Origin of the sequence: Haloprofundus halophilus, from assembly GCF_003439925.1 — an archaeon.
Classification (GTDB): Archaea; Halobacteriota; Halobacteria; order Halobacteriales; family Haloferacaceae; genus Haloprofundus; species Haloprofundus halophilus.
The window spans coordinates 1,499,029-1,512,369 of record NZ_QQRR01000001.1 but is presented as its reverse complement, the minus strand read 5'-3'; the positions used below and the strand labels follow the sequence as shown (position 1 = coordinate 1,512,369).

The window sequence follows — 13,341 nt, the reverse complement described above, 5'->3', positions numbered from 1 at the left end:
GACGCGCGCCGACGGTGAAAAGCGTGCGTTTCGGGGCGATGCTCGCGTTTCGCTCGTCTTACCGCGACGCCGCCGCCTGCTCGAAGAACGCCAACCGATGCAGTCGAACGTCTTCGGTGAGCTCCGGGTGGAACGACGTGGCGACGACCGGCCCTTGCTTGACTGCGACGGGCGTGTCGTCCCAGCGCGCGAGCACCAACACGTCCTCGCCCACTTCGTCGACGAGCGGCGCGCGGATGAACACCGCCGGGAACGGGTCGGAGAGCCCGTCGACGTCAAGCGGGGCCTCGAAACTGTCCTTCTGGCGGCCGAACGCGTTGCGGTCGACGGTCACGTCGAGCACGTCAAGCGTGTGGACGCGCTCGTCTTTCGCGTCGCGCGCGGCGACGATGAGACCGGCGCAGGTGGCGAGAACGGGTTTTCCGGCGGCGACGTGGGTGCGAATCTCCTCGTCGATGCCTTCCTGTCGGAGCAGCCGCGAGATAGTCGTCGACTCGCCACCGGGCACGAGGAGTACGTCGCAGTCGGCGACGAGCCCCGACTGGCGTATCTCGACGAGTTCCGCGTCCTCGCCGTGGGCGCGGGCGGCGCGTTCGACGGCGCGGGCGTGTTCGGACACGTCGCCCTGGACGGCGACGACGCCTGCGGTGAGCATACGCTGCGTTGGGGGGTGTCGCTGAAAAAGAACGCGTTGTCGCGGCGGTCGCGCGCGGTGCGCGCAGTTACGCGACGAGGTTCAGCACGAGGACGCCGATGCCGAACAGCAGACCGAACGCCACCACCGTCTTGGGGTTCATTCGGATGGCGTTTCGGTCCTCGGCGTCGAAGTAGCGGACGAGCCCCGCACTCGACATCAGGCCGCCGCTGTTGTCTCCCTTGCTCATGGGGGCACCTCTGTCGGTCGCCCGCCTAAACGTTTCGACTCGGCGTTCGACCGGTCTCCGCGGCGAGCGGTGTCCGGAAAACCGAGTCCGGTCGGCCGACGGCGCTCGGGTTCGGTCGCCGAACAGGTGAGAAACTCTTATGCGCGGCGATAGGTAACCCCGTGTCGGGAAAGCATGACTGTTCGACTCAAGGACTTCTACGCAGACTGGTGCGGCCCGTGCAAGACGCAGGACCCGATTCTCGAAGAGCTGGAGGCCGACTACGCCGACGTCGACTTCGAGAAAGTGAACGTCGACGAGGAGCAGGACGTCGCCAACCAGTATCAGGTTCGCTCGCTGCCGACGCTCGTCGTCGAGAACGACGAGGGCGTCGTCGACCGGTTCGTCGGCGTCACTCAGCGCGAGGACATCGAGGCGGCGCTGCAGGAAGCGGGCGCGTAGACGACGCTCACTCGGTTTCTCGGCGACCACGTACCGAGGCGACGACGCAGAGACGCTGAGTCTCGACGCTCCGCCCGGGAGCGCGTTCTCGCAAGCGTTATACGACTCGCACCGGAAGCAGATTGCATGCCTAGCTTCGAGCACGCCGTCAACCGGACGCTGGAAAAACAGATCTGCATGCGCTGTAACGCCCGCAACCCGATGCGCACGGACTTCTGCCGCAAGTGCGGCTACAAGCACCTTCGACCGAAGTCGAAGGAACCGCGCAACGCCTGATCTCTCAGGTCTCTCTTCTATACAGCACCACGAGCGCGCCGACGAGTGCCAACTGTACGACCTTGTCGACGACGGCGACCGGACTGAACAGGTCCCCGGCGTTGAGCGCGACGTAGGCCAGAATCTGGACGACGGTGATACCGATGCCGGCGAGATACAGCGGTCGTCTGGCGACGCCGCGAAGCAAGAGCACGACGCCGCCGACGTAACCGAGCCCGGCGAGCACGAACAGGACGCCGAGCGTGCTCGGGACGTTCGGGACGCCGAGCGCGAGGTGGATGACACCGGTAATCAGCGCCAGCGCGACACCGACGTAGTGCAATCTCCCCAGCGATACGGTGTCGCCGCGTCGGTTCCGCGCGTTCGTCATGTCCGATACTGGTGCTCCGGCGACATAACTCTCCGTCGTCGCAGTGGGCGCTACTGCTCGGGGTACTTCGGTTCGCGGCGCTCTGCTCGTTCGAGCGCCCGTTCGACGACGTCGCGGACGCCGTCGCCCTCCTCTTCCGCCTCGAACACGTCGCCGTGGCCGGCGTACATCGCCGTCACCGTCTCGGGGAGGTGGTCGAGCAGGTCGTGGAGGCTCTCGACGAGTCGCTCGCGGGACTGCCCGGCCATGTCGGTGCGGCCGAAACTCCCGTCGTCGAACGCGCCGTCGTTGTAGACGACGACGTCGCCGCTGAACAGTTTCGTCTCGGTGACGAACGAGACGTGGTCGGAGGCGTGCCCCGGCGTGTAGACGACTTCGGCCATCTCGTCGCCGATGGGGACCGTCTCGTCGGGTTCGAGCGCGTGCGTCCGCCGCGGGTGGTCGCCGTAGGCGTAGAGGTCAGCGTCGAACGCGTCGAGGACGGCGTCGAGTTCGCCGATGTGGTCCGTGTGCTGGTGGGTGAGCACGACGGCGTCGAGTTCGTCGGTGTGTTCTCGAATCGCGTCGACGACGCCCGGCATCGTCCCCGCGTCGACAAGCGTCGGGTGTTCGCCGAGAACGAGGTACGCGTTACAGGTGAACTCCTCGGCGTCGCTGGTGACGCATATCGGTTCCATACAGAGGCTCTCGGTTTCGACGGTGAAAACAGCGGTGAATTCGGCGTGGTTGTCATTGTGTCTCACTGATTCCGAGAGCTTTTTCAGTGTGAATCGGCAAAGTTTACGTGCATGGGCTTTGGGAGCTACGACGAATCCGAACAAGAGAACCAGGAGTACAGCACCGACTTCGACGAAGAAGACGGCGTTGCGACGAGTGAGAACAACCACGAGGGGAGCGTGGAGTTCGAGATCGGTGCGTCGAACGAGGAACTCCTGAACACCCTCAAAGACATCAAGAGCGAGTGAAACGCGGCGCGCGAGCGCTCGGCCTCGCGTTCTCGGACGGCGACGACCGGAGCGTCCTCGGCGGCGTCGTCGTGCGCGCGGACGGCGTCGTCGACGGCGTCGCGTTCGAGACCTGCGCGGTCGGCGGGACGGACGCGACGTCGGCGGTCGTCTCGCTGAGCGAGTCGCTCGCCAGAGAAGACGTCCGCGTTCTCGTTCTCGCGGGCATCGCGCCCGCGTGGTTCAACCTCGTCGACCTCCGAGTGCTCCACGGGGCCGTTTCCCGACCGGTGTTGTCGGTCTCCTTCGAGCGAAGCCCCGGACTGGACGATGCGCTCCGCGCGCAGTTTTCGGGCGAAGCACTCGCCGAGCGACGGCGAATCTACCGCGCGCAACCGCCGCGTCGCCGCGTCGTCGTCGGCGACGAGACGCTGTTCGTCAGGGCCGTCGGCTGCGACGACGACGCGGCCGCCGAACTCGTCCGCGCGTTCACGCTCGAGGGCGGACGGCCGGAACCCGTCCGCGTCGCGCGCCTCGCCGCCCGCGGGGCGCGTCGGTGGGCCGTCGACCCGTCGGCGTCGGCCGACGCGAGCGACACGGGCGACGGAAACGATGGCGCGGACGACGAAACGACCGAGAGTTAAGACGCTGCCGACCGCCGATACGCTATGGACGAGATGGAGGGACTCTGCGTCCGCGACTGCACGCGCTGTCCGGAACTGGTCGAGTCGCGGAGCCGAATCGTCAACGGCGCCGGCCCGGAGGACGCCGATTTGGTGTTTCTGGGCGAAGCGCCCGGTGCGAACGAGGACGCCGAGGGCGAGCCGTTCGTCGGCCGGTCGGGGAGCGTCCTCGACGACGCGCTCCGCGACGTCGGTCTCGCGCGCGCCGACGTACGAATCACCAACTGCGTCCGGTGTCGGCCGCCGGAGAACCGAGACCCGAAGAAGGAAGAGCTCGCCAACTGCCGCGGCTATTTAGAGACCGAACTGCAGCGCGTCGACCCCGAACTCGTCGTCACGCTCGGCAAAGTCCCCTCGCAGCATCTCCTCGACCGGTCGGTCGCGGTCACGAAGGAGGCCGGCACCGTCGAGGACGTCCGCATCGGCGAGCAGTCCGTTCGAGCGCTCGTCTGTCTGCATCCGGCGGCGACGCTGTACGACCGAAGCCAGAAGGAGACGTTCGAGGAGGTCATCGCCCGTGCGGCCGACATCGCCGACGTCGGCGACGGCGACGGCGGACAGTCGAGCCTCGGCGACTTCTAACCGGAAATCCGTCGCGGCCGCCGTTCGCTGCCTAGTCTTTCACACTGGCCGATATATAGACAACATAGAAACTCCTAAATGCAGTTACTCGATGTTCTCTTCTATGTCCGACAAGTTCGGCTGGGCATCGAATCGACGTACGTTTCTGAAAGCAACCGGTGCGGCCGGTATCGCGGGGCTCGCCGGCTGTACCGACGGCGGATCCGACGGCGACGCGGGCGGGGACAACCAGACCGGCGGCAACGAATCGGGGGCGACGGCGGGCGAAGCCGACTCGGAGTCGGTCGTCCGGTTCATCCTCAACCCCGCCGAGGCCGACGTCGAGATCACCGAACAGTACCAGCCGATGTTCGAGTACCTCGAATCCGAGGCTTCGGTCACCATCGAACCGTCGCGCGCGGACAGCTACACCGCGACGCTACAGGCGATCCGAAACGACCAGGGCGAAATCGCCGACACCTCGCCCTCGGCGGCCATCGCCGGGGAGGACGTCGTCGACGTCATCGGCATCCGCGTCGCCTACGGCGCGGCGCAGTACTTCTCGCTCATCACGACGACGACCGACAGCGGCATCAGTCAGCTCTCCGACCTGCAGGGCGAACAGGTGTACATGGGCGACATCCTCTCGGTGAGCGGAACGCTCGTCCCCCTGACCATCCTCAAGGACGCCGGCCTCGACATCGGCAACGCGCCCGACGGTGACGCCGCCGACTTCGACGCGGAGTACTCCGACCACACGACGGCGAAAGAACAGATGATCGCCCGCGACGACGTCGCCGCCGCGACGACTGGCGCGTTCTCGACGGCCGCGCACGTCCCGAAGGCGCAGTTCGACGAGATGTCGCAGGACTTCGTCGACATCTCCGCGGAGTACGAGAACGCCGGTACCGAGGACCCCGAACTCAACCTGCTCGCGGTGTCGGACCCGCTGCCGCGCGCGCCGCTCGTCTCGCGCAGCAACTGGGACGATTCCGTCCGCGAGGACGTCGAACAGGCCATCCTGAACGTCTCCGAGGACGACCTCAGCCACGGCGACGACTACGACGGCGAGCCGCTGTGGTTCACCGGCGTCCAGGAGGGGACCATCGACGACTACGAACCGATCGCGAAGGTGCTCGACGAACTCGGTCTCGAGTTCGAAGACCTTTCGTAAACTGATTATCGACGATTTTTGACCAGCAACATGAGCAATATCACTGTAGAGGGGCTCACGAAGGAGTTCGGCGACACCGTCGCCCTGAGAGACGTCAGCTTCTCTATACCGGAGGGCGAGTTCGTCATCGTGCTCGGCGTCTCGGGGTCCGGCAAGTCGACGCTCCTTCGGTGTATGAACGGGTTGACCAGTCCCACCGAGGGAGAGATTCGCGTCGACGGGACGCCGGTAGACAGCCCCCGAAAGGACATCGCGATGATCTTCCAGCAACACAACATCATCGGACAGATAAGCGCGTACTCGAACGCGCTCACCGGGTCGCTCAGTCGAACCGGCTTCCTCAAGAGCGTCCTCCAGTTACAGGACACGGAGGAGAAGTATCGCGCACTCGACGCGCTCGACACCGTCGGACTCCTCGACGAGTCCAGAAAGCGAGCGCGACAGATGAGCGGCGGCCAGCAACAGCGCGTCGGCATCGCCCGCGCGCTGGTTCAACAGCCGAACATCCTGCTCGCGGACGAACCGGTGGCGAGCCTCGACCCCGGTAGCTCCCAGCAGGTGATGCGGTATCTCAGACAGGCGGCCAAAGAGCGCGGACTCACGGCGGCTATCAGCCTCCACCAGGTGAACCTCGCCCGGAAGTTCGGCGAGCGGTTCATCGGCCTCCGCGACGGCGAACTCGTCTTCGACGGCTACCGCGACGAGTTCTCGATGGACGTCATCGACGAGATTTACGGCGACATCGACACCGAGGGGATGTTCGAGGCGTCGGACGACGACGCCGACGGCAAGGCGGTGACGAAATGAGCACCGACACGCCCTCGGAAACGGAGCCGAGAACCGACAGAGATTCGCGCCTCGAAGCGCAGTTCGACGAGATCAAACGGGGCCGTCGCGTCAGGTGGCTGCTCATCGCCGCCGGCGTCGCCGTCGTCCTGTTCTTCTTCTACAACGCGCTGTACGCCGTCGAGATGTTCCAGGCGGACCTCGGGCGCTACTTCCCGAATTTCCTCGAAGCGCTCACCGACTACTTCCCGTTCCTCGACTTCTCGGCGTTCCCCTTCCTCGACCCGAGCGGCTTCGCCGAGTACTGGGCGTTCATCGAGGAGCGCAACCTCATCTTCGACTCCGAGGCGAGCCTCACCGACCCCTCCACGGGCGGACCGCTCGCCATCTTCGGCGAGGCCGGTATCACGCTCGCGATGGGCTTTGCGGGCACGCTCATCGGCTTCCCGCTCGCGCTGCTGTTCGGTATCCTCGGCTCCGAGCGCGTGACGCCGTTCCCGCTGAACTTCGTGTTCCGCGGCGTGATGTCGTCGATTCGCGCCATCCCGGCGCTGGTGTGGGCGCTCATCTACGTCCCCCTCGGCGGCATCGGCCCGGCGACGGCGGTGTTAGCCATCGCCACCGACACCATCGGTAACCTCGGCCGACTCTACACTGACGAACTCGAAGAGGTGGAGGACGGTCCCATCGAGGCGATGCGCACGACGGGCGCGAACGGCCCGCAGACCATCACCTTCGGGATGCTGAGTCAGGTGACGACGCCGTTCATCGCGTGGACGCTGTACATCTTCGAGATCAACGTCCGCATCGCCGTCACGCTGGGTATCATCGGCGGCGGCGGCCTCGGACAGGTGCTGGCGGTCCAGCAGGGCCTCTTGAGCTTCACGAACATGATGGCGACCATCCTCGTCATCCTCGTGCTCATCATCAGCGTCGAGATGTTCAGCCAGCGAGTCCGCTCGCGGCTCCGCGCCGACGAGAGCCCCGACGGCTTCCTCACGCTGCTGCTCGGCTTCCCGCGTCGGATGGCCGAGTCGCTGACGAAGTAGCTTTTCGCTGTCTCGGCTTTTCTTCTCACGTCTCCGCTCGGCCACGCTCGCTCGGACGGAAACACACTTAGACGCTCACTCTCCTACGTTCGTGTATGAGTACGACATCGCCGACGCCTCCCGAGGAGACGCTGGCCTCCGTCGTGGTGGTCGACTACGGCCTCGGCAACCTCCGCAGCGCAGTTCGCGGCCTCGAACGCGCGGGCGCGGACGTCACCGTCACCGACGACCCCGAGACGTTCGCCGACGCCGACGGCATCGTCCTCCCCGGCGTGGGCGCGTTCCGCGAGGGGATGGAGAACGCCGACCCCTACCGAGAGGCGCTCGAAGCCGCAGACGACCGCGGCCAACCCATCTTCGGCATCTGCCTCGGTATGCAGATGCTGTTGACGACGAGCGAAGAGGCCGAACGCGCGGGCGAGGGCGACGTGGAGGGTCTCGGCTTCGTTCCGGGGACGAACGTCCGCTTCTCGCAAGGGCAGAAAGTGCCGCACATGGGCTGGAACGAACTCTCCGTCGAGCGCGACCACCCGCTCGTCGAGGGTGTCGACGGGGAGTACGCCTACTTCGTCCACTCGTACTACGCGGTTCCCGAGGACGACGACGCCGTCGTCGCCACGACGGACTACGGCGTCGAGTTCCCGGCCGTCGTCGCCAACGAGGCGGGCAACGTGATGGGTACGCAGTTCCACCCCGAGAAGAGCGGAGAGACGGGGCTGCGGATTCTGCGGAACTTCGTCGAGTTCTGCGCCGACCAGTAGACGCGAAGGCAGTTCTGCCGTACCCGACGCGTTTTTCCCCCGTTCCCGACAACAACGCGGCAATGCAGGCAGTCACCCTCGGCCCCGCGGGGACGTACTCCCATCGCGCCGCAAGCGCCGTCGCCGACGACGTGGAGTTCCGCGAGTCGGTCGCGAGCATCGTCGACGCCGTCGCCGACGGCGAGTTCCGGCGCGGCGTCGTCCCCATCGAGAACAGCATCGAAGGCAGCGTCACCGAAAGTCTGGACGCGCTCGCCGAGCGCGAGGTGAGCGTCGTCGGCGAACTCATCACGCCGATTCGTCACGCGCTCGTCGCGCAAGGCGAGTCGTTCGACGTGGTCGCCAGCCACTCGCAGGCGCTCGCGCAGTGCCGCGGCTACCTCGAAGAGCACTACCCCGACGTGTCGTTGGAGGCCGTCGCCAGCACCGCCCGCGGCGTCGAACGCGCCCGCGAGGACCCCCGCGTCGCCGGCATCGCCCACCCCGACACGGCCGGGTCGGACCTTCGCGTGCTCGCCGAGGATATCCAGGACCGGTCCTCGAACGCGACTCGCTTTCTGGTCGTCGCCCCCCTCGAAGAGCGCTCGGAGGCGGGCGGGAAGACCTCGCTCGTCGTCTACCCCAACGCCAACTATCCGGGACTCCTGCTCGAACTGCTCGAGGCGTTCGCCGAGCGCGACATCAACCTCTCGCGCATCGAGTCGCGGCCGAGCGGGAACCGCTTGGGCGACTACCTGTTCCACCTCGACTTCGAGGCCGGACTGTACGAGCAACGCGCGAAGGAGGCCGTCGCCGACGTCGAGGAGATTGCGAAGAACGGCTGGGTGCGCCGCCTCGGGTCGTACGACACCCGCCACGTGCTGTACTGACGCCCCGAGCTGACGGTCCGTCGCCGAGTAGACGGTCAGTCGCCGAGCGGACGACCCGTCGCCGAACGGAGAATACTCTTACTGTCGGCGGTCGCACTCTCACGTGTCATGCCGGACCGAAACAACCCGTTCGACGAGATTGAACGCCTCTTCGACCAACTGAGTCGGAACTTCGAGTCGTCGGGGATGTCGAGGCTCAGAGACGTCTCCATCGACCTGGAGGAGCGCGACGACGAGTTCGTCGTCACCGCGGACCTCCCGGGCTACGAAACCGAGGACATCGACCTCTCGGTGCGCGACCGCCAGTTGACGATTCGCGCCGAACACAGCGACACCGCCGAGGAGCGCGACGACGCCTACCTCCGGCGGGAGCGGACCCGTCGAAGCGTCTCTCGAACCGTCCACCTGCCCGAGTCGGTCGAGGAGGAGGCGTCGGACGCCTCCTACCGTCACGGCGTTCTCACCGTCAGACTGCCCAAGCAACGCCGTTCCGACGACGACGAAGGGCACCGAATCGACATCGAGTGACACCATTCGTTCACGAGTCATTTTTTGGAAAATGGGGTATTGCGGGTAGAGGGTGCCCGTATCGTGCGAACTGCTATCTCCGCTCCAGAAATCTTTATATTCGAAGGACGCCTCATAGGGTGTCGGTGAATTACAGATGATGCGACGTTCCAACCCGTTCGACGAGTTCGAGGACCTGTTCGAGCGCATGAGCAAGCAGTTCGAGGGGATGAACCGACAGTTCGAGGAGAACCGCCCGATGTGGAACACCACGGGCATCTCCGTCGACGTCGCTGACGAGGACGACGAGTTCGTCGTCACTGCCGACATGCCCGGCTTCGAGAAGGAGGATATCGACCTCTCGCTGTCCGGACGGACCCTCACGCTGAGCGGTTCCCGCGAGATGGCCCGCGACGACGACACCAGCGAGTACATCCGTCGCGAGCGCCGCAGCGAGTCCGTCAGCCGCACCGTTCGCCTCCCCGAGGAAGTCCGCGAAGACGAGACCCGCGCCACCTACTCCAACGGCGTCCTCACGGTCCACCTCCCGAAGCGCGCCGTCGACGAGGGTGACGACTCCCACCGAATCGACATCGACTGAGTCGCTCGGATGGCCGGTCCTCTCAGCCCCCGCTCGTTTTCCCCTCTGATTTTCGTGTTTGGTCCCCGGTTCCCGCGTCTCGTCTCTCGGCTCTGTTTCGGTTTCCGAACGGGTCGCACACCGGTCAGTCGTACGCTCTCTCCTCACCTCGACAGTTCGCTCGGAGCTACTTTCCAAGTCGTGAGATATAAGTGAACGCTTCTCATACCTGTCTCCGTGACTTCGTACCGCCCGTCGCTCCGAACCGCACTCGTCGGAGGCCTCCAGTGGGCGACGACTACCGCGTTTCTGTTCACGCTCCTGATTATCGGCCTCTCGACCGGACTCCGAACGCTCGGCGTCGCCGCTCGACCGGACCCCACCGCGTCGTTCGTACTCGCCGTGCTCGCGGCGTTCGTCGGCGGCGTCGCCTGGGTCCGCCGCCGGACGCCTTCCCGAACGCACGACCGGAGAGCGCACGCGCGTCGCGTCGAATCGCTCGTCTTACTCGTCGGCTGCGGGTTCGGCTTCCAGGTCGTCGCGCTCGGGCTCGTCTCGAACACACCCGTCGGCAGCAGCACCGCCGCAGAAGCGTTCGCCCCCGTTATCGCAAACGGCCTCGCGGTCGCGACCGCGTACGCCATCCCGTACGCGCTCGACCTCCACCCGTCCGCGGTCGACGCCGCGTTCGACACCGAGACCGTTTAAAAAAGCTCCCGCGGAGCGTCGCTCAGTCGATGTGGATCGCGGGTCGACCGGGACTGGCTTTCCGCGCGATGTCGTCGTCGGCCTCGTCCGCGCCGAGGACCCGTACTTCCGCGTCGAACTCCCGTTCGACGAGCCACGCGGCTCGTTCCAGTTCGGCCCGTTCCTGCGCCGCGGAGAGCGTCTCCGAGAGCGACTGGCGCTCCTCCTGGAGGTCCTGCCCGAACGACGCCGCGGCGTCGCCCTGCGAGCGAATCTCGTCGACCTGCATCAGTTCGCTTATCACGTTCGGGGCGTCGGACTCGCGGGCGAGTTCCTGCGCGCGGAACTTCCACGGGGCCGCCACGACGACATCGACGCGCTCGGGGTCGTCGATGCCGGCGACATCGACGATGTGGCGGACGTCCGACCGCGTGTTCTCGACCAGTCGACGCGCCAGCGCCAACTCGTCGGCGTCGCCGTCGAACTCCGGCCAGTCGGCCTCGACGACGAACCCCTCACCGCCGAGCGACTCCCACAGTTCCTCGGAGACGTGGGGGGCGACGGGTGCGAGCAGTTTGACGACCGTCCGCAGACCGCGCTCGACGGTCGGACCGTGCGGTGCGTCCGTCTCGCGGTACTGCGTGAGCAACGAGGTCAACTCGCGCGCCTCGCGGAGCGCCGTGTTGAACGTCAGCGTCTCGAACTCCTCGCGGGCCGTCGCGACGGTGGCGTCTATCTCCCGGTCGACGTAGGCGGCCGTCTCGTCCTCCGCGCCGTCGTACTCGGTCTCGACGAACGTCCGCACCGCCCGCGCGAGTCGCTGCAGGTAGCGGTGGCTCGACTCGACGCCCTCCTCGCTCCAGTCGAAGTCCCGCTCCGGCTGGGCGGCCTGCATCATGAACAGGCGGGCCGTGTCCGCGCCGTACTCCTCGACGATGCGCTGCGGCGAGACGACGTTCCCCTTCGACTTCGACATCTTCTCGCCCTCCAGCTGGACCATCCCCTGCGCCAGCAGGTTCGAGAACGGCTCGCGGTGTTCGAGGCCCTCGGTGTCGGCGAGCACCTTCGTGACGAACCGGCTGTACAGCAGGTGCATCACGGCGTGCTCGATGCCGCCGACGTACTGGTCGACCGGCATCCAGTCGTTGGCCCGCTCGACGTCGAACGGCGCGTCGTCGAGCCCCGGCGAGACGTACCGCAGGAAGTACCACGAGGAGTCGACGAACGTGTCCATCGTGTCCGTCTCGCGGACGGCGTCGCCGCCGCAGTCCGGACAGGTCGTCCGCTTCCACTCCTCGGCGGCGTCCAGCGGGTTGCCGGTGGTGTTGACGAACTCGGGCAGTTCGACGGGTAGCTCCTCCTCGGGCACCAGCACCGGCCCGCAGTCGTCGCAGTGGACGACCGGAATCGGCGTTCCCCAGTAGCGCTGGCGGGAGATTCCCCAGTCGCGCAGCCGGTACTGCGTGGTGAACTCGGCGGCGTCGGCGTCCTCGGTGATGCGCTCGCGGGCGGTCTCGCTGTCGAGGCCGCTGTACTCGCCGGAGTCGACGAGCACGCCGTCCTCGGTGTAGGCCGACTCGCTCACGTCCGGCGCGGTCGGCTCTCCCGCCTCGGATTCGGGGGCGACGACGGGACGGATCTCGACGCCCATCTTCTCGGCGAACGCGTGGTCGCGGTCGTCGTGGCCGGGGACGCCCATCAGCGCGCCGGTGCCGACGTCCGACAGCACGAAGTCGGCGACGAAGACGGGGAGCTCCTCGCCCGTCACGGGGTTCGTCGCGGTGAGGCCGGTCTCGACGCCGTTCGGTTCGTCGCCCTCGGGGTCGGCCTCCTCCTCGACGAACCGGCGGACGGCGGCGTCCTCGGCGACCAGTTCCTGCGAGATGGGGTGGTCGGGTGCCAGCGCGAAGAACGTCGCGCCGAAGACGGTGTCCGCGCGGGTGGTGAACGCCTCGACGGGGCCGTGGCCTCCGACCTCGAACGTGAGGCGGGTGCCGTGCTGGCGGCCGATCCAGTTGCGCTGCATCTGACGGACGGAGGCGGGCCAGCCGTCGAGTTCGTCGATGTCGTCGAGCAGTTCGTCGGCGTACTCGGTGATCTTCAGGAACCACTGGGCCAGTTCGCGCTGCTCGACGGGCGTGCCGCAGCGCCAGCAGAGTTCGGCCTCACCCTCGACCTGCTCGTCGGCGAGCACCGTCTCGCAGGAGGGGCACCAGTTCACCTCGGCGTCGCGCCGCTCGACGAGCCCCGCCTCGTGGAACCGGCCGAACAGCCACTGGTTCCACCGATAGTACTCGGGTTCGCAGGTGGTGACCTCCCGCTGCCAGTCGTAGCCGAACCCCATCGACTCCATCTGTCCGCGCATCGTCGCGATGCAGTCGAGCGTCCAGTCGCGGGGGTTCGTGTCCCGTTCCTTGGCGGCGTTCTCGGCCGGCAATCCGAACGCATCCCACCCCATCGGGTGGAGCACGTCGTCGCCGCGCATGCGCCGGTACCGGGCGTAGGCGTCGGTGATGGTGTAGTTCCGAACGTGGCCCATGTGGAGTTTCCCCGAGGGGTAGGGGTACATCCCCAGGACGTACGTCGGGTCCTCGGCGTCGTCGGCGGTGTGGAACACGCCCGCCTCGGCCCACGCCTCCTGCCACCGTTGCTCGATCTTCGCGTGGTCGTAGTTGTCTTGCGTTTGCATCGAAAATCCCGCGTTGCTGAAACAGTAGTGCCGTCGAACTTCTATAGGTTGCTATCTGACAGCGAGCGCGAAACGCTCGC

Annotated in this window: 18 protein-coding genes; 13 read left to right on the top strand and 5 right to left on the bottom strand. The window is 66.5% G+C overall.

Annotation, left to right across the window (positions count from 1 at the left end; translation table 11 throughout):
• Positions 1-58: 58 nt before the first annotated feature.
• Both pdxT and DV709_RS07570 read right to left on the bottom strand, forming a co-directional pair.
• Positions 59-655 (bottom strand): pyridoxal 5'-phosphate synthase glutaminase subunit PdxT, encoded by a 597-nt coding sequence (gene pdxT / locus DV709_RS07575; RefSeq protein WP_117593296.1) that lies wholly within the window; start codon positions 653-655, stop codon positions 59-61.
• 67 nt (positions 656-722) lie between these two features.
• Positions 723-884, bottom strand: coding sequence for a preprotein translocase subunit Sec61beta (locus tag DV709_RS07570; RefSeq protein ID WP_117593294.1), 162 nt, complete (start codon positions 882-884; stop codon positions 723-725).
• Between the two features lie 174 nt (positions 885-1,058).
• Between DV709_RS07570 and DV709_RS07565 the strand changes: the two genes are divergently transcribed.
• Both DV709_RS07565 and DV709_RS07560 read left to right on the top strand, forming a co-directional pair.
• A complete protein-coding gene (locus DV709_RS07565; RefSeq protein WP_117593291.1) occupies positions 1,059-1,325 on the top strand; it encodes a thioredoxin family protein in 267 nt (88 codons plus the stop codon).
• A 126-nt stretch (positions 1,326-1,451) separates the two neighbouring features.
• Positions 1,452-1,601, top strand: coding sequence for a 50S ribosomal protein L40e (locus DV709_RS07560; protein ID WP_058580509.1), 150 nt, complete (start codon positions 1,452-1,454; stop codon positions 1,599-1,601).
• A gap of 4 nt (positions 1,602-1,605) precedes the next feature.
• Here DV709_RS07560 and DV709_RS07555 read toward each other — a convergent pair whose 3' ends face one another.
• Entirely contained in the window at positions 1,606-1,971 is a 366-nt protein-coding gene (locus DV709_RS07555) for a DUF7475 family protein (RefSeq protein WP_117593289.1), read from the bottom strand.
• Between the two features lie 50 nt (positions 1,972-2,021).
• A complete protein-coding gene (locus DV709_RS07550) occupies positions 2,022-2,648 on the bottom strand; it encodes an MBL fold metallo-hydrolase (RefSeq protein ID WP_117593287.1) in 627 nt (208 codons plus the stop codon).
• A 111-nt stretch (positions 2,649-2,759) separates the two neighbouring features.
• On the opposite strand from DV709_RS07550, the gene DV709_RS07545 reads away from it, so the two are divergent.
• From DV709_RS07545 to DV709_RS07495, 11 genes are all read left to right on the top strand, one after another.
• The gene (locus DV709_RS07545) at positions 2,760-2,936 is read left to right on the top strand and encodes a DUF5786 family protein (RefSeq protein WP_117593285.1); all 177 of its coding nucleotides are present in this window, start codon (positions 2,760-2,762) and stop codon (positions 2,934-2,936) included.
• Positions 2,933-3,559: an endonuclease dU gene (locus DV709_RS07540; protein WP_117593283.1), complete on the top strand. Its 627-nt coding sequence runs from the start codon at positions 2,933-2,935 to the stop codon at positions 3,557-3,559. The genes DV709_RS07545 and DV709_RS07540 overlap by 4 nt, the downstream gene beginning before the upstream one ends.
• 24 nt (positions 3,560-3,583) lie before the next feature.
• Positions 3,584-4,180 carry a uracil-DNA glycosylase gene (locus DV709_RS07535; protein WP_117593281.1) on the top strand — a complete coding sequence of 199 codons (597 nt, stop codon included), beginning with the start codon at positions 3,584-3,586 and terminating at the stop codon, positions 4,178-4,180.
• Between the two features lie 103 nt (positions 4,181-4,283).
• Positions 4,284-5,333, top strand: coding sequence for a PhnD/SsuA/transferrin family substrate-binding protein (locus tag DV709_RS07530; protein WP_117593278.1), 1,050 nt, complete (start codon positions 4,284-4,286; stop codon positions 5,331-5,333).
• A gap of 30 nt (positions 5,334-5,363) precedes the next feature.
• Complete coding sequence (gene phnC, locus DV709_RS07525) at positions 5,364-6,140, top strand: phosphonate ABC transporter ATP-binding protein (RefSeq protein WP_117593276.1); 777 nt, start codon at positions 5,364-5,366, stop codon at positions 6,138-6,140.
• Positions 6,137-7,168: a phosphonate ABC transporter, permease protein PhnE gene (gene phnE / locus DV709_RS07520; RefSeq protein ID WP_117593273.1), complete on the top strand. Its 1,032-nt coding sequence runs from the start codon at positions 6,137-6,139 to the stop codon at positions 7,166-7,168. The genes phnC and phnE overlap by 4 nt, the downstream gene beginning before the upstream one ends.
• A 95-nt stretch (positions 7,169-7,263) precedes the next feature.
• Positions 7,264-7,929, top strand: a complete 666-nt coding sequence (gene hisH, locus DV709_RS07515) for an imidazole glycerol phosphate synthase subunit HisH (RefSeq protein ID WP_117593270.1) — start codon at positions 7,264-7,266, stop codon at positions 7,927-7,929.
• A gap of 62 nt (positions 7,930-7,991) precedes the next feature.
• On the top strand, positions 7,992-8,798 hold the full coding sequence (gene pheA, locus DV709_RS07510) for a prephenate dehydratase (protein ID WP_117593268.1): 807 nt from the start codon (positions 7,992-7,994) through the stop codon (positions 8,796-8,798).
• A 108-nt stretch (positions 8,799-8,906) separates the two neighbouring features.
• On the top strand, positions 8,907-9,326 hold the full coding sequence (locus DV709_RS07505) for an Hsp20/alpha crystallin family protein (RefSeq protein ID WP_117593266.1): 420 nt from the start codon (positions 8,907-8,909) through the stop codon (positions 9,324-9,326).
• A gap of 136 nt (positions 9,327-9,462) precedes the next feature.
• Positions 9,463-9,906 (top strand): archaeal heat shock protein Hsp14, encoded by a 444-nt coding sequence (gene hsp14 / locus DV709_RS07500; protein ID WP_117593263.1) that lies wholly within the window; start codon positions 9,463-9,465, stop codon positions 9,904-9,906.
• A gap of 216 nt (positions 9,907-10,122) precedes the next feature.
• Positions 10,123-10,593 carry a hypothetical protein gene (locus tag DV709_RS07495; RefSeq protein ID WP_117593261.1) on the top strand — a complete coding sequence of 157 codons (471 nt, stop codon included), beginning with the start codon at positions 10,123-10,125 and terminating at the stop codon, positions 10,591-10,593.
• A 22-nt stretch (positions 10,594-10,615) separates the two neighbouring features.
• On the opposite strand, the gene leuS is transcribed toward DV709_RS07495, so the two are convergent.
• Positions 10,616-13,261 carry a leucine--tRNA ligase gene (gene leuS / locus DV709_RS07490; RefSeq protein WP_117593259.1) on the bottom strand — a complete coding sequence of 882 codons (2,646 nt, stop codon included), beginning with the start codon at positions 13,259-13,261 and terminating at the stop codon, positions 10,616-10,618.
• Positions 13,262-13,341: the final 80 nt, after the last annotated feature.

Coding starts and splice junctions, on each gene's coding strand:
- DV709_RS07570 (WP_117593294.1), bottom strand. CDS start 884: ATGAGCAAGGGAGACAACAGCGGCGGCCTGATGTCGAGTGCGGGGCTC.
- DV709_RS07555 (WP_117593289.1), bottom strand. CDS start 1,971: ATGACGAACGCGCGGAACCGACGCGGCGACACCGTATCGCTGGGGAGA.
- DV709_RS07565 (WP_117593291.1), top strand. CDS start 1,059: ATGACTGTTCGACTCAAGGACTTCTACGCAGACTGGTGCGGCCCGTGC.
- DV709_RS07545 (WP_117593285.1), top strand. CDS start 2,760: ATGGGCTTTGGGAGCTACGACGAATCCGAACAAGAGAACCAGGAGTAC.
- DV709_RS07550 (WP_117593287.1), bottom strand. CDS start 2,648: ATGGAACCGATATGCGTCACCAGCGACGCCGAGGAGTTCACCTGTAAC.
- pheA (WP_117593268.1), top strand. CDS start 7,992: ATGCAGGCAGTCACCCTCGGCCCCGCGGGGACGTACTCCCATCGCGCC.
- hisH (WP_117593270.1), top strand. CDS start 7,264: ATGAGTACGACATCGCCGACGCCTCCCGAGGAGACGCTGGCCTCCGTC.
- phnE (WP_117593273.1), top strand. CDS start 6,137: ATGAGCACCGACACGCCCTCGGAAACGGAGCCGAGAACCGACAGAGAT.
- hsp14 (WP_117593263.1), top strand. CDS start 9,463: ATGATGCGACGTTCCAACCCGTTCGACGAGTTCGAGGACCTGTTCGAG.
- phnC (WP_117593276.1), top strand. CDS start 5,364: ATGAGCAATATCACTGTAGAGGGGCTCACGAAGGAGTTCGGCGACACC.
- pdxT (WP_117593296.1), bottom strand. CDS start 655: ATGCTCACCGCAGGCGTCGTCGCCGTCCAGGGCGACGTGTCCGAACAC.
- DV709_RS07535 (WP_117593281.1), top strand. CDS start 3,584: ATGGACGAGATGGAGGGACTCTGCGTCCGCGACTGCACGCGCTGTCCG.
- DV709_RS07505 (WP_117593266.1), top strand. CDS start 8,907: ATGCCGGACCGAAACAACCCGTTCGACGAGATTGAACGCCTCTTCGAC.
- DV709_RS07560 (WP_058580509.1), top strand. CDS start 1,452: ATGCCTAGCTTCGAGCACGCCGTCAACCGGACGCTGGAAAAACAGATC.
- leuS (WP_117593259.1), bottom strand. CDS start 13,261: ATGCAAACGCAAGACAACTACGACCACGCGAAGATCGAGCAACGGTGG.
- DV709_RS07530 (WP_117593278.1), top strand. CDS start 4,284: ATGTCCGACAAGTTCGGCTGGGCATCGAATCGACGTACGTTTCTGAAA.